Origin of the sequence: Thermococcus gorgonarius, assembly GCF_002214385.1 — an archaeon.
Lineage (GTDB): Archaea > Methanobacteriota_B > Thermococci > Thermococcales > Thermococcaceae > Thermococcus > Thermococcus gorgonarius.
In genome coordinates this window covers 880,334-903,268 of record NZ_CP014855.1, presented here as the reverse complement: position 1 = coordinate 903,268, position 22,935 = coordinate 880,334, and the positions used below count along the sequence as shown (strand labels likewise).

Below are 22,935 nucleotides of genomic sequence, written 5' to 3'. Positions count from 1 at the left end.
GGGCAGTTTACTGAGGCCTCTGCACTCTATAACTCTCTCTTTTTTTGGCCGGGGATGTAAGGATTCAGCGGTGGGCTTTTCGTTTTTGGGATTCCCACCAGCCTGTAAGCTCCCTCTGCCGGGGAGAGCTGGTGGTAAGTGTAGGCGTTGTAAGCGAAAAAGGAAAAGAGGAGAAGCAAGATTCCAACAGTTAAGGCCTTCCTCATTCCCACTTCACCCCCATAAAGTAACCAACGCCAGTGTACGGACTTGTTTTTGGAGTGTAATATGGGGGAAGTTCTCTATCGCGTATCCCATCAAAGTTGGGATTCATGCAGGGATTTATACCGGGGTCTCTAACTAAGTTGTCTGTTACTGTATGTATTGCCGCACTGATCTTCCCGAGCTTGTCGGGACCTTTCCCACCCCATACGCTCTTAGGTTCTTTACGTGTATCAACTCTTTTGCAAGTGGCACTTCACTTTTCCATTTTAATAGTACTACAAACCACTGTCACTTTTAAGACTTTTCCAACACTTTATGTGATAACCAGCCCGAAACCCTTTTAAAATCTCGGCCTTTCATACCATTGTTAATCACTACAGGTGATACACATGGTCAGGGAGCTCCTGGAGAATGCGAGGAAACTTTCAATATACACTGCCTACAATACCAACGTTGATGCCATAGTGTACCTGAACGGAGAGATGGTGCAGAAGCTGATAGATGAGTTCGGCGCCGATGCCGTGAAGAAGAGAATGGACGAGTACCCGAGGGAGATAAACGAGCCCCTTGACTTCGTGGCGAGACTTGTTCATGCCCTTAAGACTGGAAAGCCGATGGCCGTTCCTCTGGTTAACGAGGAGCTCCACACCTGGTTTGACTCCCACTTCAAGTACGATGTGGAGAGAATGGGCGGGCAGGCCGGTATAATAGCCAACCTCCTGAGCAACCTCGATTTTAAGAAGGTCATTGTATACACCCCACACCTGGCAAAGAAACAGGCCGAGATGTTCGTAAGAAAGCCTAACCTTTTCTATCCTGTTGTTGAAGGCGGAAAACTTGTCTTAAAGCACCCATGGGAGGCCTACCGCGAGAACGATCCGATAAAGGTCAACCGCATCTTTGAATTCCGCGCCGGGACGACTTTTAAGCTTGGGGATGAGACGATAACAGTCCCCTTCTCGGGTCGCTTTATCGTTTCGGCGAGGTTTGAGAGCATAAGGATCTATACCGAGCCCGAGCTTAAGCCGTTCCTTCCGGAAATCGGTGAGAGAGTTGATGGAGCTATTTTATCTGGCTATCAGGGGATAAAGCTCCGCTATTCTGATGGAAAAGACGCAAACCACTACCTTCGCGAGGCGAAAAAGGACATTCTTCTCCTAAAGCGCGAGAAGGACGTGAAGGTTCACCTGGAGTTCGCCTCGATACAGAACCGCGAGCTTAGAAAGAAAGTCATCTACAACCTCTTCCCGCTTGTCGACAGCGTTGGCATGGATGAGTCAGAGATAGCGTACGTGCTGAGTGCCCTGGGTTATGACAAGCTAGCCGAAAGGATATTCACCTACAACCGCATAGAGGACACTGTCCTGGGAGGAAAGATCCTCATAGACGAGATGAACCTTGAAATCCTCCAGATACACACGATATACTACATCATGTACATCGCTCATGCAGACAACCCCCTGAGTGAGGAAGAGCTCAGGCAGAGCCTCGAGCTTGCAACAACCCTTGCAGCATCGAGGGCTTCCCTCGGGGACGTAACCTCGCCGGACCAGATCAATGTCGGCCTGAAGGTTCCCTACAACGAGAGGGGAGAATACGTTAAGCTCCGCTTTGAAGAGGCCAAGAGAAAGCTGAGAACCAGGGAGTACAAGCTGGTCATAATCCCGACTAGACTTGTCCAGAACCCCGTTTCAACGGTTGGTCTAGGAGATACAATATCAACGGGTGCCTTCACGAGCTATCTGGCGATGCTGAAGGAGAAGGGAGAACTCTGAGTCCGGTTAGCATCTTATGGAATTGTTCGCTAATTTTCACTTTACCTTTTCGCTCCACGCCAGGTGGGCAATTCCCTTCATCAGTTTGGCTTCCCGTAGTATGGCTTTCAGGTTTCTGAATCGGGAGCGCATGACGAAGAGCTCGTAGAAGCCCTCGAGGTTGCCCCAGTGGCCGTAGGCGGAAAGGGCCAGATACATGACGTCTTTTGGTTTCAACTTCCTCCCAAGGTTCTCGTTTAGGGCTTTTAACCCCGGTCTGATCCTTTCAAGCAGGCCCTCCTTGGCCAGGAGATGGAGCATGAGATCCTCAACGGTGGGCTTTTTCCAGTCAATGAGCTCGTCCCGGAAGGGGAGGCCTATGAAGAGTGGAACGACCTCGGTTTCGCCTACAAGATAGCCGTAATCGGTTTTTTCGTAGTCGAACCTAGAAAGTGTGCCCTCTATCGAGGCAATGGCACTTTTCTCGTCTTCGTCGATGTCAACGGCAACGCCTATTCTATGAACATTGAAGCCGAAGACGTCCATAGCGCGCAGAAAGTTGCCCAGGTTTCTTATAACACCCGAATTGCCCTCGCTCGGGATAATCGCCAGGTACACTCCATCCTCACGCTTCAGTAGGTCGAAGTTGTCCCTCTCAAAAACCCTTTCGATAAACCTGAGGTTTCCCGGGGAACTTCTGCTTTCCCTGAACTCGAAGAGCTTTTTGAAGACAGCTTTAAAGAACTTGGAGTCTGTTTTCCCTTCCACGAAAAGCACCGTGGTTCTGGCGTTTTCCTTTGGGAATCCGCCTCTAACGTCGAAATCAAGGTATTTTCTGAGTTCGTATACCTCTTTGAGCGTTAGCGACTTACCTGTCTCGGAGTAAATAAGAACGTTGTCTTCTCCTTTTTTGAAGTTGGAGGCAATCAGGTCGACGAGTTCCAGGCTGGAGGTAATAATCGTTTCGTCTCCTCTCAGATTTTTCACGAACCCAACAAGCTCTTCCCTGTTTTTTCTGCACTCAGGAAAGGGGATAGCGCCCTCGTCCATGAACTTTTCGTAGTCCTTTCCGGTTATAATCCTCATTCACTTCACCATATCAACGGCTATGGCCCCTATCACGGCAAATGTACTGACTATAACCGTGGCGTTTACGTATTGAAGTGGGCTGAAGTGGGCGACGTGGTTTATCCCGTAGAGGTAGATCAGTCCGGCGGATATAGTGTACGATATCAGCGAGACTGTTATGAGTCTCTTGGGAACGTGGAAGAGGTTTTCGTGCTTGAGGTTGCCGATTTTGGATTTGGTTATGAAGATATATGCAATACCCAGCGTTAGAAGGAATATCGCAAAGGAGCGCTCGATCGAGATGTCCTTTGCCACGTCCCAGAGCTCTCCGGTGAAGAGAAAGGGGAGGGCAAAGGTTATCGCCCCCACTAGCTCCTGGGCTATGTCATCCCATCCCAGTTTGTCGGGGGTCTTTTCTAGCTCTCGCTCCTTCTGGAGCTCGTCTAACTGCCTCCTGATGGAATCGAGGTTTTCGTTTATCTCCTTTAGGTCAACGCTTTTGAGCTCAGGCTCGGGGCTCATCATCCTGTCAGCATTGGATTCACTCATCATTGCTCTCTCACCTTCTGCATTCCAGTTATAAACCTTAGCCGGCAAAGTTATAAGTCTGCTTCACTAGGTGGGGCGGAGAGAGAAAGGGGGTATGGAAATGGCTGTGAAGGAGTGCCCCGAATGCCATGGGACGGGCAAGGTAAAGGTTGGCGAGAAGGAATGCCCGGTGTGCGGTGGCTGGGGTTACGTTCCTGCCGATTTTAAACTCGAAGACAAGCTCAAAGGTTACCGCAACCTGGACTACTTTGGCGTTGATGAGGAAGTCGATGAAGTCCCCTGTCCAGAGTGTCACGGGAAGGGAACCGTTCCAGTTTACGATACCTGCCCGACCTGTGGCGGAACGGGAAAGGTTCTCGCCTGCGACATCTGTGGAAAAATCAAGGGGCCCTGGGAGCCCGGCATGGAAACCACTTGGGTCTGTCCGGACTGCCTGAGGAAGTATAAGGTCGTTTACATCCTCGACAAGACCTGCGACTACGAAGACGTTGAGGTGGGAAACGTTTACAAAGGTACAATCGACAGAGTCGAGCGCTTTGGAGTCTTTGTCAAGCTTAATCCTCACGTCGTTGGCCTGATAAAGCGTAAAGACCTCCTGGGTGGAAGAGAGTACAAACCGGGCGAAGAGATACTCGTTCAGGTTCTCGACGTTAGACCCGATAAGAGGGAGATAGACCTCATAGAATCTGCCCTTAAGCACTACAAAGAAGTTGTTGTCAGAAAGGAGATACCTGTAACGCCCATAGCTGAGCTAAGCAAGGACATGGCAGGTAAAACGGTAAGGATACAGGGGAGAGTAACGCAGATACAGGTCACCGGCGGCCCAACCGTCTTCACAATAACGGACGGAACCGGCATAACCTGGGCGGCCGCCTTCGAGGCACCGGGCGTTAGGGCGTATCCCAACATCAACGTCGGTGACATCGTTGAGATAATAGGCAAAATAGCCTTCCACTCGGGCGAGATACAGATAGAAGTCAGCGACATGGCTAGGCTCTGGGGACCGGATGCAGCGAGGGTCAAACAGCAGATAGAGGCAGAGCTTGACAAGCGCGCCCAGCCAGAGGATGTGGGCTTCCTCGTCGAGAGTGAAGTTCTTGAGAAGCTCAAGCCCAAGATAATGAAGGCGGCCTTCATGATTAGAAGAGCAATCTTTGAGGGAAGGCCAATACTCCTCAGGCACCATGCCGATGCCGACGGCTACACCTCCGGCCTGGCTTTGGAGTACGCTATAGTCCCACTCATAGAGCAGATCTCACCGGACCCGCAGGCCAGGTGGAAGCTCTTTAAGAGGAGGCCAAGCAGGGCGCCCTTCTACGAGCTCGAAGATGTTCTCAAGGACATCATATTCATGATCGAGGATCACGAGAAGTTTGGCGACCCGCTCCCGCTCGTTGTTATAGTTGACAACGGAGGAACGAGCGAGGACATTCCGGCCTACAAGCGTATAAGGGCCTATGGAGTTCCCATCGTCGTTATAGACCACCACGACCCGCGCGAGTGGGTGAGCGAGGACAAGGCCAAGGTTGATGAATACGTCGATGTGCACGTCAATCCCCACCACGTCAAGCGCGGCTACTACGAGCTTACCGCTGGAATGCTCGCCACCGAAGTGGCCCGCTTCATCAACCCCGAGGTTGAGGACAAGATAAAGCACCTGCCGGCAATAGCGGGAACCGGCGACAGGAGCAAGGCACCAGAGTTCTACCAGTACCTTGAGATAGCCAAGAAGGCCAAAGGCCTGACCGAGGAAGACCTGAAGAAGATAGCCGAGGTGATAGACCACGAGGCCTTCTACTGGAAGTTCATGGACGGGCACGGCATCATCGACGAGATACTACTCCTCACCGGCAACCTCCAGAGACACCGTGAGCTCATAAACGCGATCTATCCAGAAGTAAAGGAGAAGCAGGAGAAGGCCCTCAAAGCATCCCTGCCGCACGTCAAGAGCGTCGTCCTTCCAAACGGCATAAGGTTCAACACGATAGACGTGGAACTCTTCGCGCCGAAGTTCAGCTATCCCTCACCAGGCAAGCTGAGCGGACTCATCCACGACCACTTCAAAGAGAAGTACGGCGAGGACTCGCCAATACTAACGCTCGCCTACGGCCCGGACTTCGCCGTTGTGAGGGCCAGCGACGGAATGGCAGCTTACGGCTTCGACCTCAACGAGATAATTCCAAAACTGCAGGAGAAACTGCCGAGTGCCGGAATAGAGGGCGGCGGCCACAGCTACGCGGGCTCGATAAAGTTCTTCGAGGGCATGAGGAAGGAAGTTTTAGAGGAGTTCGCGAAGCAGGTTGTCAAGCTGAAGAAGAAAGCATGATTTACCTCCTGCCAACCTTTTTAACCTTCTAAGAGAACCTATTCCGAAGAAAGATATGGAGGAATGGTGGATGAAAATCGTTCTTGAGGTTACCTTCCGCATGGGCGGCGTCTCCTACCGCGGCCACCGCTGGGAGGATGATGCACTCGTTTTTGAGTTTGAAAGGCTGGGGGATGCCTTTATACAGGTTCTCAGCACCAGAAAGGTAGAGGTTGAAGTGGAAAAGACCCCGAAGAGAGTCCTCGTTGAGCTCAAAACGAAGGATGGCGGAAAGGTCTTCGAAGCCTTTGAGAGGGACGGAGTATACCTCGCGGCCGAGCCGTGAAATTTTAAATTCTTCTTTTGATATTCCCTTCGGTGGTTCCCATGAAGCTGGTGTCATTCGACGTCTGGAACACTCTCCTCGATATAAACGTCATGCTCGACGCAATGGCAGTTGAGCTCTCAAAGCTTATGGGAGCGTGCATAGTGGATGTAGTTGAGGGCATGATGCTCACGAGGGAGAGGATAAAGGCAATGCGCTCTAAGGAGGCCGGCGACCCATCCCGGGCTCTGGAGGAGAGCCAGGAGATGCTGGCCGAGCTCCTCGGGATTGACGTCGAACTCGTTAGGAGGGCCGCTGCGAGGGCAGTTCTGAGGGTTGGGGACGAGATAGTCCTGCCAGGAGCTAGAGAGGCCCTCGAAGGTGTTAAAAAGAAAGGCCTAAAGGTTACAGTTACGGGCAACGTGATGTTCTGGCCCGGTTCCTACACAAGGCTTTTGCTCGAAAGGTTTGGACTCATGGAGTACATCGACAGGACATTCTTCGCGGACGAAGTCAGGGCCTTCAAGCCCATGAAGGAGATGTTCGAGAAGCCTCTCAAAGCTTTCAACGTGAAGCCGGAGGAAGCAATACACATCGGTGACACGAAGGCGGAAGACTTCGAGGGAGCTTTAAAGGCTGGAATGTGGGCCGTCTGGATAAATCCAGAGGCAGAAGAAGTAAGGCAGATCCACGAGAGGGGCTTCGAGGTTCCCAGCGTCGAGGGAATCCTTGAGGTCCTGGAGTTACTTCGGAGGTAAATTTAAGTTGGGGGGCTAAGCCCCCTTCTCCAGCTCACTCGGGAACTTTATGGCGTCGAACGGGCACGTCTGGTTGCAGACGCCGCAACCGGTGCAGAGGAGTTCATCTATTCTGACCTTCTTCGTCTCGGGGTCATAGACCAATGCTGGACAGCCGGTCAGGAGAATGCACGCCTTACAGCCTGTGCACTTGTCCTCGATGACAACTGGCTTCTCTCCGATCTCGCCGCGCCTTATGACTGGTATGACGCACTCGCGCTTCGCGATGATAACTGCAGGCCCCTCAATCTGCATGGCCTCTTTAATGGCCTCTCTGGTTGCCTTGAGGTCGTAGGGGTCAACGGTCTTGACGTACTTCACTCCCAGCGCCTTAACGAGGGCCTCAATGTCAATCTCGTTGAACTTCCTGCCCGTTTCGCTTCCTCCTGTTCCCGGGTGCGGCTGGTGGCCGGTCATTGCCGTCGTCCTGTTGTCGAGTATCATGACGAGTACATTCAGGTTCTTGTAGATGGCGTCAATTAAAGGCTGAATTCCATTGTGGAAGAACGTGGAGTCTCCGATGGTTGCTATTATCTTCTTGTCCATGACGACGCTCTGGCCGTTGGCCAAGCTTATGCTCGCGCCCATGACGTATTCCGTCCAGATTGCTTCAAGCGGCGGGAGGAGAGATAACGCGTAGCAACCTATGTCACCGTGTATGGGAACCTTGTAGCGGCCGAGCTTTAAATCCCTCAGTGCGTCGAGAACTGCCCTATAAGAACCACGGTGCGGACAGCCGGGGCACATCACCGGAGGCCTCTTCGGTGCTAAACTTTCGGCGTAGGCGACTTCCTCAGGCTTCTCGTATGTTTCACTTTCCTCGCCGATGAGCCTCAGCAGGGCGTTTCTGACCAGCGAAGGCGTAAGCTCTCCCTCAAGGGGCAAATGCCCTGTCCTCTTGCCGTATATCGGGACGTTTAGGGCGGATTCGTAGGCCGCTATCTTGACCTCTTCCTCGAGGAAGGGCGCGCCGTCCTCGATTACTATCGCGTAGTCAACCGTCTTCAGGAAGTCAGTAACCAGCTTCCTCGGGAGCGGGTGGGGCGTTGAGAGCTTGAGAACCTTGAAGTCCGCGTTGATCTTCGGGAGCACTTCCCTCACGTAGTTGTAGGGCGCCCCCTCGACGATTATTCCGATTCTGGCGCCTTCCTTTCCCTCAATCCAGTTGAAGGACATTGAGTTGAACTCCTCCTCGATTTTAGCGAGAGTCTCGTTGAGCCACTTATGCCTCTTCCTGTTGCCCTCCATGCTGGCCCTAACGTATCTCTCGATGTCCTTCTTGAAGACGGGCTTCCTGTCCAGCTCGACGAACTCGCCAACTTCAACATCGGCCGTCGTGTGGTTAACCCTTGTTGTGGTGCGGAAGATCACCGGAACCTTGTAGCGCTCGCTCAGCTCGTAGGCGTACTTTATGAGGTCGTGGGCTTCCTGGGGATCTGCAGGTTCAAGAACAGGAAGGAGGGAAATTTTACCGTAATAGCGGTCGTCCTGCTCCGTCTGGCTGGTATGCGGCCCCGGGTCGTCCGCCACGAGGACAACGAGACCTCCCTCAACTCCAGAATAAGCCAGGCTCATTAGCGGGTCGGCGGCGACGTTCAGGCCGACGCACTTCATCGTTACGAGCGCCCTTAATCCGGTGTAGGCAACTCCAGCGGCTTCCTCCAAGGCTACTTTCTCGTTGGGTGCCCACTCGGCGAAAACCTCTGGTTTAAGCTTCGCGATGGTTTCAACGACTTCCGTTGAAGGCGTTCCAGGATAGCCCGTCGCAAAAACAACGCCACTCTCAAGGGCCCCATAGGCTATGGCCTCGTTGCCCATTAAGAGCTTCTTTTCGCGCTTTTCAGCCCTCTCTTCAGAGGAGTTAGAAGGGTAAGCCTCAACTGCCCCCACTATGATCACCTTCAGAATGTGGGCCTGAGAGTATAAAACTTGTGGCTCGGAAAATATGGACGTGGTGCGAAGGATATTCGAAAAAGCTCAGCGTTTTTTGCCATACTTGGGGTCGTAGAAGTACTTGCCGTGTGCTTCAGCCTGTGCGTCCAGAACTCTCCTCTGGACGATGAACGCGTACAGCGCGTAGCCGAGTATCACAACAGCCGCTATGGCCCCAAGGAACCTGAACATGGCGTACACCCACAGGCCGAGGAAAGCGAAGAAGCCCACTATGATCAGGGCAAAGAGGCCGAGCAGTATTTTGTAACCGTACCTCTCCATGAAGAGGGCGAAGTCCACGGGATCACCCTGGGATTATACCTCGTTGTTCATAAAAGCGTTTCGGAGGCCTTAAATACCATCCAACAATACCCCTGATAGTGAGCGCTATGAAAGTTGAAGAACTGCTTTCGATCGTTGAGGAAACCATAGGTGAGCTTAAGATAGCCCTGACAGCCAACCAGCAGAGGGCGTTTGAGACTCCATACACCAGCTTTGAGTTCCTTCAGAGGGCCTCCGAACTGGACGAGGACTTGAGAGACCTGGAGAAGCTCAGGGATTACTTAGCTTCCCTGGATCCCGAGGATGATTTGGGCAAGTACTTCACGGAGGAAGAACTTGAAGAACTTCTAAGACTTTTGGAGCTTCTCCGGAAAAGCAGGCCCCATGAGTATTGAGGTGAGAGCATGTCCCTGCGGGAAATTGAGAGGGAACTCGTCAGGTTTAGAGACGAAAGGAACTGGAAGAGATACCACACCCCGAAAAATCTGGCCATTTCTATAGCGGTTGAACTCGGCGAGCTGCTGGAGCACTTCCAGTGGAGGGAGAACGAAGAAATACTGGCTTCGATGAATGATCCTGTGGAAAGGGAAAACCTTGAAGACGAGCTGGCGGACGTTTTAATCTACCTGGTTCTCCTGGCCCATGAACTTGGAATTGACCTTGAGAATGCTGCCCTGAAGAAGATAGCAAAGAACGCCAGAAAATATCCTGTGGAGGGACGGGAATGAAACTGGCCTTTGGGACGCTGAAGGTGACCGCGATAGTCCTTTTGATACAGGCCATCTTAAACGGTATCAGCGTTTTCTCAAGCCCTTTCATCTACGGTCCCTTTGTTGTACTCGACCTGATCCTGGCCTACGGCGTCTACGTTGAAAACAGGAACGCGGTGAAGGTGGCTCTCATATACCTCGGTCTCGACCTGTTTCTGGCGATATTCTATCTCATAGCCGGTGTCATCCTCAAGGGGGTCGTGGCCTTCCTCGACTTCCTGGCCATCCACGACATGGTGTCCTACATAGAGGCCGTAGCCCGGGAAGATGCTGAGGAAACCGGCGACGTTTCTGTTTAATTGTTTCTTTATGTAATTCTTTAATTATGGCTCTATGTTTTTATGCAGCAAGGCTTATAAGGATGTAAAGGAAACTTTACGTAAAAGAAACTTTACATCGGTGGGGAAAATGGGACGGAAGCTTTCCCTGTTGCCGGCCCTTCTGGCGGTTTTGGCCCTGGGATGGGTGGTAGGCTGGGCGGTCAGCTCGGGAAAGGGGGAAATCTCCCTAGTTGCTTTTGCGCTGTCGGCTTTCTTCGTAAACAGGTATTTCGCTTACCTGGAGGGCAGGGGTTTTGTCCTCGAAGACGAGAGATCGTTGAGGATAAACGAAGTCGCCTCCAGGAGAACGCTCCAAGTTACCATGATCACCCTGGCGGTGGTAATGCTCCTCCTATCGGGCAGAACCTCAGAGCCCGAGGTTAGAGGAGCCTTTATCGCAATAAGCTTAACGCTGGCCGGAATGGGACTGGTTCACCTTCTCCTCAGGCACTACTACGCGAGGGTGATGTGAATGAACTGGGCGGCTTTCGTGGTACTCCTCGCCGGCTTCATAGGTGGTATCCTCGGCTATCTGCTCACCCGGGGAGTTGTAAAGAACATTGGAGTTCCAATGGACGAAAGGGGCAACGAGATAGCCAAGCTCGCCGCCGCAAGAACACTGGAACTGGTTCTTCTGGCGGATGTTGTCCTTCTTTATTACTCCCTCATCGTGGCAAAAGATGCCCTATGCGCTGGAATTCTCTCCACCCTGTTGACCCTGATATTCTTCGGGAACCTTGCACTCAGGCTGTACTATTCAAGGAAGATGTGAGGTGTCGCCATGAAAAACCGTCTCCGAGAGCTCAGGGAGGAATGGGGCTTAACCCAGGAAGAGCTCGCAAAGGCACTGGGTGTTACAAGGCAGACGATAATAGCGATAGAGAAGGGTCGCTATGACCCCTCCCTCAGGCTGGCCTTTAAGATGGCAAGGTTTTTCAACGTCAAGATTGAAGATATATTCATCTACGAAGGTGAGAACGATGAAAGTCAATGAGGGGATTCTAGGGGTACTTCTCTACACGGGCGGTATCTTGCTGGCTCTCTTCCGCCCGCCGGTGGACAGGGCAGCATGTATAACTTTCCCAGGAGGAAAAGGGGCCAGTGGCATCAACCCGTTTTTTCTGGCCCTTGAGCTCGGTATGGTGATAGTCGGGTCGGTGCTCCTCGCTCTAGAGCACGATTTCAAAAACAGCTACGCTAAAAACGGCTGGATAGGTGTCACAAGTGGGCTCGGAGCGGCTATCATCGGAGGTCACTCCAACATTACGGCCGTTTTTCTGTTTGGGGTCGCCCTTGCCACCCCTGGACTTATCGCCTATAAGGTCGGAGGTAGGGAAAATGCCGGCGGTTAAAGTTGAGAACCTTGAGAAAGACTACGGTAGGGTCAAGGCCCTGAAGGGGATAAGCTTTGAAGTGAAGGAAGGCGAGGTCTTTGGGCTAATCGGTCCGAACGGCGCTGGAAAGAGCACCACACTCAAGATACTCGCAACCCTTCTGAGACCGACCGGAGGAAAGGCTGAGGTCTTCGGCCACGATGTTGTTGATGAAGCCGAGGAGGTAAGGAAGATCATAAGCTACCTGCCCGAGGAAGCCGGTGCCTACAAGAACCTCACGGGCATTGAATACCTCCGCTTTATGGCCCGGCTCTACGCCAAGGATGAGGATAGGGCAGAGGAGATGGTAGAACTTGGCATCAAACTGGCGGATCTTGGCGAAAGACTTTACGACAAGGTCTCAACTTACTCAAAGGGAATGACGAGAAAGCTCCTCCTTGCGAGGGCGCTGATGGTCAAGCCAAAGCTGGCGATACTGGACGAACCCGCGAGCGGCCTCGATATAGTCAACGCCTACACCATAAGGAAGACGATAAAGCGCTTCGCAAGGGAGGAAGGTGTAACTTTCCTGGTTTCCAGCCACAACATGCTCGAAGTCGAGTTTCTCTGCGACCGTGTGGCCCTGATAAACCAGGGGAGAATAATCGAGAGCGGGACTCCAGCAGAGCTGAAGGAGAAATACCGTGCGGAGAACCTTGAAGAGGTCTTTATGAAGGCTGTAGGCTTTGAGACCGACGAGCCGGTTGGAGGGGATTGATCATGAGTGACCTCTGGGTGTTGCTTAAGAAAGAGCTGATGAACCTCCTGAGGGACAAGAAACTCCTCTTTGGGCTTGTAATAGTGCCCCTGATAATCTACCCCGCCATGGGGAAGGGAATCCAGCTGGGAATTCAAAAGGCCCAAGCAACTACGAGCGTGGCCGTTATGAACCTGGACGGTGGAAAGTACGGCATGATTTTGATAAAGACCATGAACGAAAGCCCGAACGTCAGTGTTGCCGTTATAAGTGCTCCTTCTATTGAAGACGCCCTCAAAAAGGCCTCGGAGGAAAAGCAAAACGTCCTGGTTGTTATTCCAGAGAACTTCAGCGAGAGCATAGAGAACAACCAGGTTGCAACCGTTTATATCTACGGGGTTTTTTCCTCGGTAAGCACGGGAATGAGGGAGAGCGTGAGCGAAGGGAGGATAAACGCGGTCATAGATGTTCTCTCTGAGAGTATAGCGAGAATCAAGGTGGAAAACCTTGGTGTGGATAATCCGGATGCAGTTCTCCATCCGATCCGGGCTGAGAGCAGGTCTTACATAAATGGCAGGGTGGTGAACGTCTCTCCTGCAGTGGTGTCCGCTATGCTGGCCTCCCAGTCATACAGCCTTCCACTCATCGTGTTCCTCATGGTAACGATCACCGCCCAGATGGCCGCGGGAGCGGTCGCGGCGGAGAAGGAAAACAAAACCCTTGAGACCCTGTTAACCCTCCCAGTGAAGAGGACTACCATCGTTGCGGCCAAAATAGGTGGAACCGCAGTCATGGGCCTCATAGCGGCTTTAGCTTATATGATCGGTCTAAGGAGTTACATGGGATCGTTCCAGGGAGATGTTGGGATCAGCCCGGAGGATCTGGGAATCGGAATAACTCCGGCGGGAATGGTGGTGTTTGGCCTGATCGTGTTCCTGACGATAGTCTTTGCCCTCTCGCTTGCGATGCTACTGGCGGTCTATGCCGAAGACGTGCAGAGCGCCAACACAGTGGTGAGCTCGGTTGTACTTCCCCTGGCCTTTCCGGCTTTCCTCCTGATGTTCACAGACCTGGGCGAGATGCCAGTTGCTCTAAGGGCTGTCCTTCTGGCAGATCCTTTCACTCATCCAATAGCAGCCTACAGGTTTGCAATAGGCAGCGAATACTATATGCTGGCGTTGAGTGCCCTGTATCTTTTCATCGTTGCCGGGATTACCCTCTATCTCACGGCCAGGATGTTTTCCAGCGAGAAGATCCTGACGGCAAAGCTGAGGTGGGGAAAGAGAACTAGGGGCGGAGAGAAATAAGTTTTTCAACGAGTCCGCCAAAATACTCGTATAGCTCGTTCTTTTTCAATTTTTCAATCGTTTTCCAGAACTCTTCCAGACCCGAGAACCCGCTCTTTTCGTACTCCAGCGCCTGAAGGAGCATCTCGAGTCTGTCGGCGAACTTGACGAGCTTTCCCTCCAGTGTGCTTTCCTGCTCATACTCATCGAAAAGAGCCAGGTATTCACTTCCAACCATCTCGACAAGGGCTTTTCTTTCTCCCTCAACCTTGTTGAAATACCTCTGAGCCGGGAATGGAATGTCGGTTATCCTTGCCTCGCCGAGATCGTGAATGAGGGCAATCTTCAGGGCCCTCTCGAGATCCAGAGCAATCCCTTTTCTTCTCAGTTCCTCTCCCAAAAACAGAGTTATTAGTGCCGTTCTGAAGGAGTGATCCGCTATGCTTTCCGGATTGGGAATTCCCCGGAGGAGCCAGCCGGTTCGCCTCAGCCTTTTCAGGTTCCCTGCCTCAAGAAAAAATTCCAAAAGTTCCATACTCACTCCTCCGCCATGTAGATGGCTCCGTCAGTCTCGATGGCTGTAGCTATCAGATCGCCCGCCAGAAATCTGCCGTAGACCTTGACTCTGTCACCCCTCTTTATGCACGGACTTCCCGAGAACTCCACCCTGATTCCATCAACCGAAAAGGTTGTCCTGTAACTTGGGAGCTCCATGGGGAGGAACTCAACGACGGGTTTGTCCTGGATGATTCCTTCGAAGACGACGTTCTTACCCCTCATTTTACCCGATTTAAGGTCTTCCAGTGTCACAACGTGATAGAAATGGTGGCCAAGCTTCACTCTCTTTGACATGCTTCCACCTTCCACCACTTTTATATCATCGGGGATGTTATCTGTTGTGGAGATAAACCTTACGGAGGTGGCCGGATGATAAAGGTTGCCATAATAGGTGCTGAGAATGTGGGAAAATCAACGCTCATGAACGCCCTAATCGGAGGGAAGGTAAGCGAAGTAGAAAATCTCCCCGGAACAACGAAGGGGGTGATAAAGAAGCGCTTTGGAAAGCTCAAAATACCGAAGAGCATGAAAAACCCCCTGGGTGGGGCGGACGAGTTCGTTCTCATCGATACTGCCGGCCTCTTCGATCCGGAGAAGGAACTCAGGGGTAAAGTTCTCAGCGAGGAGAAGTTCAGGGAGATTTTAAACGAGATAATCTCGGCGGACGTAGTTATTCACATGGTCGATGCAACCGTTGGCCTTCACAGGGGCATGGAGAAGCTCCACCACCTGCTGAAGTTCAGGTACGACAAGCCCATAATAGTGGTGGTAAACAAGATCGACCTCGTCCCCAGGGAGAAGGTGGAGGAAATAAGAAAAGCAATCAAAAAGCGTCTTGAACAGGACGCGATTCCCCTGTCCCTAGTTACCTACGAGGGCTTCAACGACCTTCTGAAGGCGATAGCCTACTACGCTCAGTACGCGGAAAAGTGAGAGACTCACTGCCCCCTGACGACGCGGACCAGCTTGAACTTCTTCCCGTCGCACTCCACTTCGCCCACTATCTCCTCTATCTTGACCTGATCTCCTTCGAATAGTCCCTCCGGTCTTGCTAGGCTCTCTTTCTCCGGATCACTGCAATCCACGAACTTTAGAGTAACTTTAGACCCTAATATAGCACTCCGGGGATCCATCAGGATTTCAATGGGAGGTTCAACCACTTCCACTACCCTGACTTTTCCCTCGTGTAGGGGGCATGAGTGTTCTATGTTCCTGACCCTGACTATCTTGTATCTTCTCCCCGGTTCAAGGTTCCCAACACAGACCCTTGCCAGCCTGCAGCTCTTACAGGGTTCAGCGGGGCCATAGTAGATAAACTCAAGCCCGGGTTTTGCCAGTTTTTCTCCGACCAGCGTGATAACCATTCTCAACACCTCCGTGAGCGATGATAGTCAGATAACCCCAGTGATTTTAGCGGCCTTCTCCGCCGCCTCCCAGGTCAGGCCGTCCCTTCCGAGGATGGTGTACCTCTCGGGCCTTATGGTGTGGGCAATGGTGAGGGCTTTTATCACTACCTCTGGTTCGATCCCCAATCCGTACGCGTTAGTTGGTGCACCTACCTTCTTTAAGGTTTCCTTAACCCTTTCCCACTTTAACCCATGGAGATAGGCCATTATTATGGTTCCGACTCCGACCTGCTCGCCGTGGAGGGCGGGTTTCTCCAGGAGCATGTCAAGGGCGTGACTGAAGAGATGTTCCGCACCGCTCGCTGGCCTTGAAGAGCCCGCTATGCTCATGGCAACACCGCTGGATATGAGGCCTTTCACAACTTTTCTTACGCTTTCCTCGTTGCCGAGCCGTATTATGTCCGCGTTCTTGATCACCATCTTTGCACTCATCAGGCTGAGCGATGCCGCGTACTCGCTGTAGTACTCGCCCTTTATTCTGTGGGCCAGCTGCCAGTCTTTAACCGCAGTCAGGTTGCTTATTATGTCCCCCACTCCCGCCGCCAGGTAGCGGTAGGGGGCAGTTTTAATTATCTCCACATCGGCTATAACGGCTATTGGCGGCCTGGCTTTCACCGAGGTTTTTGCTCCCAGATCCTTTATTGAGGCGTTGGCGCTCGCTATCCCGTCGTGCGAAGCGGTTGTCGGAAAGCTGATGAACGGAATCCCCAATCTGTATGCGGACAGCTTGGCAACGTCTATTATGCTCCCCCCTCCCACGGCCACCATCCAGTCTGCATTAAAGTCGGAGGCCAGCTTCATTGTCTTCTCGACTTCCTCCATGGAGGCGCCTTTTATTGTCACTCCTTTGACATCAAACTCCTCGGAAAGGCTCTCCTCAACGTCTTTTCCTGCTATTTTCATGGTCTTTGGGCCGTAGAGGACAAGAGCTCTCCTGCCAAGCCTGAGCCTTCTGGCAACGTTGAGAACCTCCCCTGTAAGGTTTTCCCCGAGAAGCACTTCGCGGGGGAGCTCCATTAGGTGCACTTTTCTCTCACCTCCTCAACTTAGGGTGGGATACCTTAAAAAGTGATTGGAGCGGAAAAGCTTTAACAGTTAACCCCAACCTCAACCGGTGGTTCAATGGGTTTCCAGGAGTTCTTTCAGCGGTACTTTGTGGACCCGATAAAGTACAACCAGGGGTACAATCCCGTGAACACGACGGTCTACGCGATAATCCTCGGGATAGCGGTTCTTCTCCTCCACCGGATGCTGAAGAGGATGAAGATCAGGGTGGATGAGAGGTTTTTTGTTGCCCTTATACCCTACATCTTCCTGGGTCCGCTCATGAGGGCTATGACTGATGTTGGAATGCTGCCAAGGACGTATCTAACGGTGAGCCCCGGGGGATACTTTGTAATAGCGGGTTTTGCCATAGCTGCCCTTTTCATAGTCTGGAGACACGTTGGGCCGGGGGAGAAGCTCTATCCACTCTACCGGGACGTTGGACTTCTTCTCCTTGGGGGTCTGCTCTTTCTGCTACTGATAAACCTGGACAAGACAGATTTCAGATGGAAATACTTCGTCTATTTTATACCTTCTTTTCTGGCGGCCGAAGGGGTTATATGGATACTCTCAAGAAAGTTCGACCTGATAAAGAACAACGGTTTGCTGTTCTACACCCACTTCTACGACGCAACCACGACTTTCGTCGGGATACAGTTTTTCGGTTACTGGGAACAGCACGTACTTGCGAGAACCTTGATAGATTTGACTGGTACTCCCGCAGTGATTTATCTGGAAAAACTCGTGATACTGGTTCCCATAGTCTTGATACTGGACAGATACATGGAGGACGAAGACCCCGATTTGATAAACTTCGTGAAGCTGGCCATGTTCATTCTCGGCTTTGGGCCTGGAACCAGAAACCTGCTTATAGCTCTGATGGGGGCGTGATGTATGGAGATAAGCTGGAACGAAGTTGTTTTCTCCCTTGCCAAGGACGTTGAAAGGGCCGTGATGCCCCTCTTCGGAAAGCCCGAAGGCGGTAGAGAAGTCGGTAAGAACGTCAGCGGTGACGTTACGAAGTACGTTGACAAGGTTGCCGAGGACATTGTGGTGAAGAGGCTTGAGCCGCTTGGTATAAACATCGTCAGCGAAGAGATAGGTCTGGTTGATCAGGGAAGCGACCTTACCGCTGTAGTTGACCCTATAGACGGCTCGTATAATTTTTCTTCAGGAATACCGATCTTTGCCTTTAGCTTTGCCCTCTTCAAGGGTAAAAAACCCGTCTATTCAGCAATCTACGAGTTCCTCCTCGGGAACTACTATGAGGCCATACCTGGCAATGGTGCCTACCTCAACGGCAGGAGGATTCATGTGGTTCCGAGAGAGCCAGAAAAAGCCGCTATAAGCTTTTACACCAGGGGTGTGGGAGTGAGTATTATCGAGAGGGTAAAGCGCATAAGGGTTCTCGGTGCCATAGCCGTCGAGCTGGCCTACCTTGCCAGGGGCTCCCTCCAGGCGGCGGTGGACGTAAGGAACTATGTCCGGCCAACCGATGTCCTTGCCGGAGCTTTGCTTGTCAGGGAGGCAGGGGGAATTGTTGTGGACGAGAACGGCAAAGAGTTCGACCCAGCTCTCAGCGCTGAGGACAAAATGAACATCATAGCATCAAGCGATGAGAGGCTTTTGGAGCTAATACTCGAAGAGGTGAAGCGCTAATGGGTGTGGAGGACTTACTAAAGGCCGCCAAATACGCATGGCTAACTTACACTTTACTCCTCATAAACATAGCAGTCTTTGCCTATGAGCTCTATCTGAGCGGTGCTCTGACTGTCAAAACAGAAGCCCTTCTCAAGGTTGCGCTGGTAAACTTCTGCGTCACCGAGTGCCATGAATACTGGAGACTGGTAAGTGCCATGTTCGTTCACCTCGACTGGATTCACTTGGCGATGAACATGTTCTTTCTAATCTACCTCGGCAGCCAACTGGAGCTCTTCGTGGGAAAGATGAGGTACCTCGTGCTCTACCTCACCGCGGGTATATTGGGCAATGTGCTCACAGTTGCTCTGATGGATCCGTGGACAGTGAGCGGCGGTGCCAGCGGGGCACTGTTTGGAGTTGCTGGGGCCCTGATAATGATGGAGGGCATGTTGAAAAGGAACATCCAGATGGCCCTTGGCAACGCTTTCTTCCTATTCCTTATAAACAGCTGGCTCCCGGGGGTTAACTGGGTGGCTCATTTGGGCGGCCTCATCGTTGGCCTGGCTTTTGGTTATAACTATGGAATTTACGTCAGGAGGAAGATGGCCCGGATGGAGTACTGGGATCTGAGGTGGTGAAGATGAAGGCTGATGAAAGGTGGAGCGGGGTTTACTCCTTTGAGGACTCCCCCTTTATAATGGAGGTTCTTACCGAGCTCAGGGACAAGAACACCGACAGCATTGCCTTCAGGAAGGGTCTGGTCAAGCTCGGGAGGTACATGGGGTACGAGCTTACGAAAACCATGGACATTGAGGAGGTTGATGTCAAAACTCCGCTGGAGAAGACGAAGGGCGTGATCGTTAGGGACAGAAGGAACGTCGTCATTATAACAGTCCTCAGGGCGGCGATACCGCTGATGGAAGGGTTGATAAAGGTCTTTGAGCATGCTAGGGTTGGTATAGTCTCGGCCTCCAGAGGAAAAGCCCCGAAGTTCGAGATAGAGATGAACTACATCAAGATACCCGACCTTAGGCCGGAGGACACAGTGATCGTTGCTGACCCCATGATAGCGACGGGTTCAACCCTCATTAAAGTTCTTGGAGAGATTGAAAAGTACGGAAAGCCAAAGAGAAAGATAGTTCTTGGTGTTCTGGCTGCCCCGGAAGGCATCTCCAGGATCAAGGAGCAGTTTCCTGAAGTTGAGATCTTCGTTGCCAAGGTGGACAGGGAGCTCAACGAGAAGGGTTACATCCTTCCGGGCCTTGGTGATGCGGGAGACAGGGCCTTTGGCGCGCCTCTGAAGGTCTCCTGATGCGGATGTAATTTTTTGTTTTTCATTTCTCAATTGAATAACAATTGTCGAAACTCTTATTAAGAAGTTTGATGAGTATAATCTGGTTTTGAATAATAACTTCGGAGGGGCTATAATGAGAATTGAAATAAAGCTGCGCCCTGTGGGGGATAATCCAATATTGCCCTTCAATTACAACTACGAAGTGTACCGTCATATAGTGGATAAGGTATCGCTTGTAGATCCAGAGCTTGCCAGAAAAATAGAGGCAAGTAACGTTGACCTGCTAACGTTTTCGAGAATACTGGTCAGGAGGAGAGAGCTCCTTCCGGAAGTGGGCATAAGAATTCTAAGCGATACCGTTTCTCTCTACGTATCATCACACTCACCCAATATAATAACTGCGATGGTTGAGGGCTTCATAATAAACCCCGCGATGAGGATTGGAGAAACGGATTTTGTCGCTGAGGACGTTAAGCCCCTGCGGGAGCCGGAGATAAAGGACACTGTCATGTTCTCGACTCTTAGCCCAATAGTTGTGAGGACGGTTAAATTTTCCGACGGAAAAATGAAGATATGGGACCTCTACCCCAACGAACCCACTTTCTTTGACAAATTCAGGAAGATAGTCCTTCTCAGGTATACTGAGCTCTATGGCACCACTCCGGAAGACAGCTCCTTCTCGGTTGAGGTCATAAAGTTTAAGCCGGTTAGAATACTCGTTGCCGATACTTACTACCGTGGATCACTCATGGTGTTCAGGTACACCGGGTCAAAGGAGATAGCAAAGTTCGCCTATGACCTTGGCTTTGGGGAGAAAACAAAGTACGGCTTCGGAATGGTCAAAGTAATCGATGAGAAGTGAGCGTTTTTCACTTTTCTGAGCAGATACTGATGGTTTTTCTTGATTTTTGAGTCCTTTCAGTTCAAAACGTTTTTTTTGCTCAGTCCCTTGCCAGGACAGGGTGGTAAAATGTCGGGCGTGGAACTTCTTGGACTCATAGGGATGCTGCTCCTGGTTGGTTCGTGGATACCCCAGACCTGGGAGACAATAAAGACCAAGAACTGTCCGCTGAACCTTAAGTTCATTCTGGTTTACTTCACTGCATCAACGCTCCTTACGATCTACGCCTACGCCAGGAGGGACTGGATATTCACCGCTCTCAACGGTCTGGCGGCCCTTCAGAGCGGGATAAACCTCTACGTTAAGCTCAGATACTCCTAGCCAATTTACATTTTTCTGTAAAAGCTATCCAAAACGTTTAAATATCACTTTGCCTCCGCTCAGTTAAGGGAAATCCAATGAAGAAGTTTCCTGCAAGACTCGCTTCTTGGGAAGATATCGAAAGGTGGGCCAAGGAAGGTGCCTGGAAGGTTTTGGAGGAAAACTGGAGACCTGACGTCGTAGTCGGCCTCGCAAGGGGTGGCTGGGTCGCTGCTAGGCTCTACTGTGACTACTTGGGCGTTAAGGACTTAGTCAGCCTCAAGGTCGAGCACTGGGGTGTAACTGCAACTCCAGATGGAAAGGCAAAGCTCAAATACGGCAGCAGCTACGACCTGGGTGGCAAGAGAGTTCTCATTGTTGACGATATCAGCGATACTGGAGAAAGCCTAACCCTGGCGAAGAAGTACGTGGAAAGCCGGAACCCTGCCGAAGTTAGAACTGCGACCCTTCTGACAATCAAGGGTTCGCGCTTTAAGCCGGACTACTACGCCGAGGAGATTGAGTGGGCGTGGATAGTCTTTCCCTGGAATTTCGTCGAGGACATGATAAACCTCGTCGGAAACATCCTTGAGGAAAGGGAAGCCGTGAGCACCGACGAGATCGTCGAGCTCTTTAAGGAACTCCACGGCCTGGATGTTTCCAAGGGCAAACTGGAAGAAGCCCTGAGGATGGCGGAAAGGAGGAAGATTTTTAAGTTCAGGGAAGGGAAGTGGCTCAAAGCCTGAGGGAGTGGTAGCTTGAATAAGGAAAAGAAGGTTGAGGAGATACGGAACCACAGCGTTTACTCCCGCGAAATCTATGACATGCACAGTGAAAGCATAGATGATGTGATAGACAACTACGAAAACCTGAAGGAGAACTACCTCAACAGCCATTCCCGTGCAAGAATCGTCAGGATCGTCTTCAATGAGGACAACGGCCTTCCACTCGCGATAGAGTTCAACAGGAAGGACGACAGCTTCAAGGGCTTCACCATAGCCATCGGCAAGCCGCATATAAAGAGCAACGGTAACGGAGAAAACAGGAAGGAGACATCTGATTAAACGGCTGTTGCTCTTGCCTTTTCTTCAATGAATACTCTTAAAAGCCATTTCCCATAAATTTTTAGGGTGACCGAAATGAAGGCGAGGGTATTACTGCTCATACTCCTGCTCACTGGCATGATCCTGCCATTTTCAGGGGCCTCAGAAGAGAAACCCCTCGTGGTGGCAAGCATAGGGCCGATAGCGTCGATAGTGGGCGAGGCCTTCGGGGACTCAGTTGAGGTCGTTACGTTGATTCCTCTCGGGGCCGACCCCCACGAATACCAGCTAACCGCTGAACAGGTCGAGCTCCTTAAAAAGGCAGACGTCATAGTGACAACCGGCGGCCACCTCCCTGTCGAGGGTAAGATGGCAGATCTGAAGAAGGAAGGCGTGATCACGGGTGAACTGCTCCTTATAGACGATTACAAGCGGGAGGGCTTCCACTATCTTCCCGAGCGGTGGTACAGCGGCAAGGACAACCCCCACGGCACCTGGCTAGATCCCGATAATGCAGTAGCGATTGCCGCGGCAACCGAGAAAGCTTTGGAGAAGGCCGACCCAGCCAACGCCCAGGAATACAGCCCAAGGTTCGAGAAATTCAGGGAGAAGGTTGAGGCGATAAAATACGCTTATTCGGGCTTTGTTGAGGAAAACAGGAGTGCGGTGATAAACATGCCCCCCGTCCAGTACGCCATAGAGTGGCTTGGGATAAAGGCAGTTGCCTCGATAAAGCCCGAGGAGGAGGTTCCCGCCCTCGGCATTGATGAGGTTCTTTCCAAGGCCAATGAGTTCGATATTATAGTCTACTCCCTTCAGAGCCCGGATCAGCTGAAAAAGGCTGCTCTTGAGCTCTCGGAGAAGAGCAGAAAGCCCGCTGCCGGGGTAACGGTTTTCTGGGAGGGGAAGCCTTACACGGAAGTCCTGAGGGAGAACACGGTTAGCGTGCTGAGGGTCAGTGAAAAAGAGATCGTCAGCATAAACAGGAGCTCTGGGGGCTTTGACCTGGCGTATTTGATTTCTGCCCTGTTAGCAGGGCTTTCCCTTGGAACTGCGTTGGGTTACATCTTAAAAAGCTGAAAGGGG

General features: G+C 51.7%; 32 protein-coding genes. 23 read left to right on the top strand and 9 right to left on the bottom strand.

What is annotated here, in order from left to right; translation table 11 throughout:
• Positions 1-26: 26 nt before the first annotated feature.
• Positions 27-212 carry a hypothetical protein gene (locus tag A3K92_RS05100; RefSeq protein ID WP_157722427.1) on the bottom strand — a complete coding sequence of 62 codons (186 nt, stop codon included), beginning with the start codon at positions 210-212 and terminating at the stop codon, positions 27-29.
• A gap of 381 nt (positions 213-593) precedes the next feature.
• On the opposite strand from A3K92_RS05100, the gene pfkC reads away from it, so the two are divergent.
• On the top strand, positions 594-1,979 hold the full coding sequence (gene pfkC / locus A3K92_RS05095; RefSeq protein WP_088885232.1) for an ADP-specific phosphofructokinase: 1,386 nt from the start codon (positions 594-596) through the stop codon (positions 1,977-1,979).
• 36 nt (positions 1,980-2,015) lie between these two features.
• Here pfkC and A3K92_RS05090 read toward each other — a convergent pair whose 3' ends face one another.
• Complete coding sequence (locus tag A3K92_RS05090; protein WP_088885231.1) at positions 2,016-3,044, bottom strand: DUF3226 domain-containing protein; 1,029 nt, start codon at positions 3,042-3,044, stop codon at positions 2,016-2,018.
• Complete coding sequence (locus A3K92_RS05085; RefSeq protein WP_088885230.1) at positions 3,045-3,578, bottom strand: DUF2391 family protein; 534 nt, start codon at positions 3,576-3,578, stop codon at positions 3,045-3,047.
• Positions 3,579-3,675: 97 nt separating this feature from the next.
• Here A3K92_RS05085 and A3K92_RS05080 point away from each other — a divergent pair, with 97 nt between their 5' ends.
• The 3 genes from A3K92_RS05080 (at position 3,676) to A3K92_RS05070 (ending at position 6,963) form a co-directional block, all read left to right on the top strand.
• Entirely contained in the window at positions 3,676-5,901 is a 2,226-nt protein-coding gene (locus tag A3K92_RS05080; protein ID WP_088885229.1) for a DHH family phosphoesterase, read from the top strand.
• Between the two features lie 70 nt (positions 5,902-5,971).
• Positions 5,972-6,226 (top strand): hypothetical protein, encoded by a 255-nt coding sequence (locus A3K92_RS05075; RefSeq protein WP_088885228.1) that lies wholly within the window; start codon positions 5,972-5,974, stop codon positions 6,224-6,226.
• Positions 6,227-6,267: 41 nt separating this feature from the next.
• Entirely contained in the window at positions 6,268-6,963 is a 696-nt protein-coding gene (locus tag A3K92_RS05070; RefSeq protein ID WP_088885227.1) for an HAD family hydrolase, read from the top strand.
• A 15-nt stretch (positions 6,964-6,978) separates the two neighbouring features.
• Here A3K92_RS05070 and iorA read toward each other — a convergent pair whose 3' ends face one another.
• Together iorA and A3K92_RS05060 are read right to left on the bottom strand one after the other, a co-directional pair.
• Entirely contained in the window at positions 6,979-8,892 is a 1,914-nt protein-coding gene (gene iorA / locus A3K92_RS05065; RefSeq protein ID WP_088885226.1) for an indolepyruvate ferredoxin oxidoreductase subunit alpha, read from the bottom strand.
• An 87-nt stretch (positions 8,893-8,979) separates the two neighbouring features.
• Positions 8,980-9,234: a hypothetical protein gene (locus A3K92_RS05060; RefSeq protein WP_088885225.1), complete on the bottom strand. Its 255-nt coding sequence runs from the start codon at positions 9,232-9,234 to the stop codon at positions 8,980-8,982.
• Between the two features lie 89 nt (positions 9,235-9,323).
• Between A3K92_RS05060 and A3K92_RS05055 the strand changes: the two genes are divergently transcribed.
• The 9 genes from A3K92_RS05055 to A3K92_RS05015 all read left to right on the top strand — a co-directional run bounded on the left by A3K92_RS05055 (position 9,324) and on the right by A3K92_RS05015 (position 13,683).
• The gene (locus tag A3K92_RS05055; RefSeq protein ID WP_088885224.1) at positions 9,324-9,611 is read left to right on the top strand and encodes a hypothetical protein; all 288 of its coding nucleotides are present in this window, start codon (positions 9,324-9,326) and stop codon (positions 9,609-9,611) included.
• 9 nt (positions 9,612-9,620) lie between these two features.
• The gene (locus A3K92_RS05050) at positions 9,621-9,944 is read left to right on the top strand and encodes a nucleotide pyrophosphohydrolase (protein WP_198361923.1); all 324 of its coding nucleotides are present in this window, start codon (positions 9,621-9,623) and stop codon (positions 9,942-9,944) included.
• A complete protein-coding gene (locus A3K92_RS05045) occupies positions 9,941-10,285 on the top strand; it encodes a hypothetical protein (RefSeq protein WP_198361922.1) in 345 nt (114 codons plus the stop codon). The genes A3K92_RS05050 and A3K92_RS05045 overlap by 4 nt, the downstream gene beginning before the upstream one ends.
• A gap of 109 nt (positions 10,286-10,394) precedes the next feature.
• Positions 10,395-10,778 carry a DUF2178 domain-containing protein gene (locus tag A3K92_RS05040; RefSeq protein ID WP_088885223.1) on the top strand — a complete coding sequence of 128 codons (384 nt, stop codon included), beginning with the start codon at positions 10,395-10,397 and terminating at the stop codon, positions 10,776-10,778.
• Positions 10,779-11,078 (top strand): DUF2178 domain-containing protein, encoded by a 300-nt coding sequence (locus A3K92_RS05035; protein ID WP_088885222.1) that lies wholly within the window; start codon positions 10,779-10,781, stop codon positions 11,076-11,078.
• Positions 11,079-11,087: 9 nt separating this feature from the next.
• A complete protein-coding gene (locus A3K92_RS05030; protein ID WP_088885221.1) occupies positions 11,088-11,300 on the top strand; it encodes a helix-turn-helix transcriptional regulator in 213 nt (70 codons plus the stop codon).
• A complete protein-coding gene (locus A3K92_RS05025) occupies positions 11,287-11,658 on the top strand; it encodes a hypothetical protein (RefSeq protein ID WP_088885220.1) in 372 nt (123 codons plus the stop codon). Before A3K92_RS05030 ends, A3K92_RS05025 begins: the two co-directional genes overlap by 14 nt.
• Positions 11,645-12,397 carry an ABC transporter ATP-binding protein gene (locus tag A3K92_RS05020; protein WP_088885219.1) on the top strand — a complete coding sequence of 251 codons (753 nt, stop codon included), beginning with the start codon at positions 11,645-11,647 and terminating at the stop codon, positions 12,395-12,397. The genes A3K92_RS05025 and A3K92_RS05020 overlap by 14 nt, the downstream gene beginning before the upstream one ends.
• Positions 12,398-12,399: 2 nt before the next feature.
• The gene (locus tag A3K92_RS05015; RefSeq protein WP_088885218.1) at positions 12,400-13,683 is read left to right on the top strand and encodes an ABC transporter permease; all 1,284 of its coding nucleotides are present in this window, start codon (positions 12,400-12,402) and stop codon (positions 13,681-13,683) included.
• Here the strand turns inward: A3K92_RS05015 and A3K92_RS05010 are convergent.
• Together A3K92_RS05010 and A3K92_RS05005 are read right to left on the bottom strand one after the other, a co-directional pair.
• The gene (locus A3K92_RS05010) at positions 13,664-14,197 is read right to left on the bottom strand and encodes an HD domain-containing protein (RefSeq protein ID WP_088885217.1); all 534 of its coding nucleotides are present in this window, start codon (positions 14,195-14,197) and stop codon (positions 13,664-13,666) included. The genes A3K92_RS05015 and A3K92_RS05010 overlap by 20 nt on opposite strands.
• Before the next feature lie 2 nt (positions 14,198-14,199).
• A complete protein-coding gene (locus A3K92_RS05005; RefSeq protein WP_088885216.1) occupies positions 14,200-14,514 on the bottom strand; it encodes a GTP-binding protein in 315 nt (104 codons plus the stop codon).
• 75 nt (positions 14,515-14,589) lie between these two features.
• On the opposite strand from A3K92_RS05005, the gene A3K92_RS05000 reads away from it, so the two are divergent.
• A complete protein-coding gene (locus tag A3K92_RS05000; RefSeq protein WP_088885215.1) occupies positions 14,590-15,153 on the top strand; it encodes an Era-like GTP-binding protein in 564 nt (187 codons plus the stop codon).
• 5 nt (positions 15,154-15,158) lie between these two features.
• On the opposite strand, the gene A3K92_RS04995 is transcribed toward A3K92_RS05000, so the two are convergent.
• Positions 15,159-15,584 (bottom strand): UPF0179 family protein, encoded by a 426-nt coding sequence (locus tag A3K92_RS04995; RefSeq protein ID WP_088885214.1) that lies wholly within the window; start codon positions 15,582-15,584, stop codon positions 15,159-15,161.
• Between the two features lie 27 nt (positions 15,585-15,611).
• Positions 15,612-16,652 (bottom strand): NAD(P)-dependent glycerol-1-phosphate dehydrogenase, encoded by a 1,041-nt coding sequence (locus A3K92_RS04990; RefSeq protein WP_088885213.1) that lies wholly within the window; start codon positions 16,650-16,652, stop codon positions 15,612-15,614.
• A 96-nt stretch (positions 16,653-16,748) separates the two neighbouring features.
• Between A3K92_RS04990 and A3K92_RS04985 the strand changes: the two genes are divergently transcribed.
• The 9 genes from A3K92_RS04985 to A3K92_RS04945 all read left to right on the top strand — a co-directional run bounded on the left by A3K92_RS04985 (position 16,749) and on the right by A3K92_RS04945 (position 22,929).
• The gene (locus tag A3K92_RS04985; RefSeq protein ID WP_088885212.1) at positions 16,749-17,561 is read left to right on the top strand and encodes a DUF63 family protein; all 813 of its coding nucleotides are present in this window, start codon (positions 16,749-16,751) and stop codon (positions 17,559-17,561) included.
• A gap of 3 nt (positions 17,562-17,564) precedes the next feature.
• Positions 17,565-18,329: a bifunctional fructose-bisphosphatase/inositol-phosphate phosphatase gene (locus tag A3K92_RS04980; protein ID WP_088885211.1), complete on the top strand. Its 765-nt coding sequence runs from the start codon at positions 17,565-17,567 to the stop codon at positions 18,327-18,329.
• On the top strand, positions 18,329-18,949 hold the full coding sequence (locus A3K92_RS04975; protein WP_088885210.1) for a rhomboid family intramembrane serine protease: 621 nt from the start codon (positions 18,329-18,331) through the stop codon (positions 18,947-18,949). The genes A3K92_RS04980 and A3K92_RS04975 overlap by 1 nt, the downstream gene beginning before the upstream one ends.
• 2 nt (positions 18,950-18,951) lie before the next feature.
• Positions 18,952-19,623 carry a uracil phosphoribosyltransferase gene (gene upp / locus A3K92_RS04970; RefSeq protein WP_088885209.1) on the top strand — a complete coding sequence of 224 codons (672 nt, stop codon included), beginning with the start codon at positions 18,952-18,954 and terminating at the stop codon, positions 19,621-19,623.
• Positions 19,624-19,738: 115 nt separating this feature from the next.
• Positions 19,739-20,467 carry a CRISPR-associated endoribonuclease Cas6 gene (gene cas6, locus A3K92_RS04965; protein WP_088885208.1) on the top strand — a complete coding sequence of 243 codons (729 nt, stop codon included), beginning with the start codon at positions 19,739-19,741 and terminating at the stop codon, positions 20,465-20,467.
• A gap of 108 nt (positions 20,468-20,575) precedes the next feature.
• Positions 20,576-20,827 (top strand): PQ-loop domain-containing transporter, encoded by a 252-nt coding sequence (locus tag A3K92_RS04960; RefSeq protein WP_088885207.1) that lies wholly within the window; start codon positions 20,576-20,578, stop codon positions 20,825-20,827.
• Positions 20,828-20,904: 77 nt separating this feature from the next.
• Positions 20,905-21,552, top strand: coding sequence for a phosphoribosyltransferase (locus A3K92_RS04955; RefSeq protein WP_088885206.1), 648 nt, complete (start codon positions 20,905-20,907; stop codon positions 21,550-21,552).
• Between the two features lie 12 nt (positions 21,553-21,564).
• Positions 21,565-21,870, top strand: coding sequence for a hypothetical protein (locus tag A3K92_RS04950; protein ID WP_088885205.1), 306 nt, complete (start codon positions 21,565-21,567; stop codon positions 21,868-21,870).
• Positions 21,871-21,945: 75 nt separating this feature from the next.
• Complete coding sequence (locus tag A3K92_RS04945; protein WP_088885204.1) at positions 21,946-22,929, top strand: metal ABC transporter solute-binding protein, Zn/Mn family; 984 nt, start codon at positions 21,946-21,948, stop codon at positions 22,927-22,929.
• Positions 22,930-22,935 lie beyond the last annotated feature (6 nt).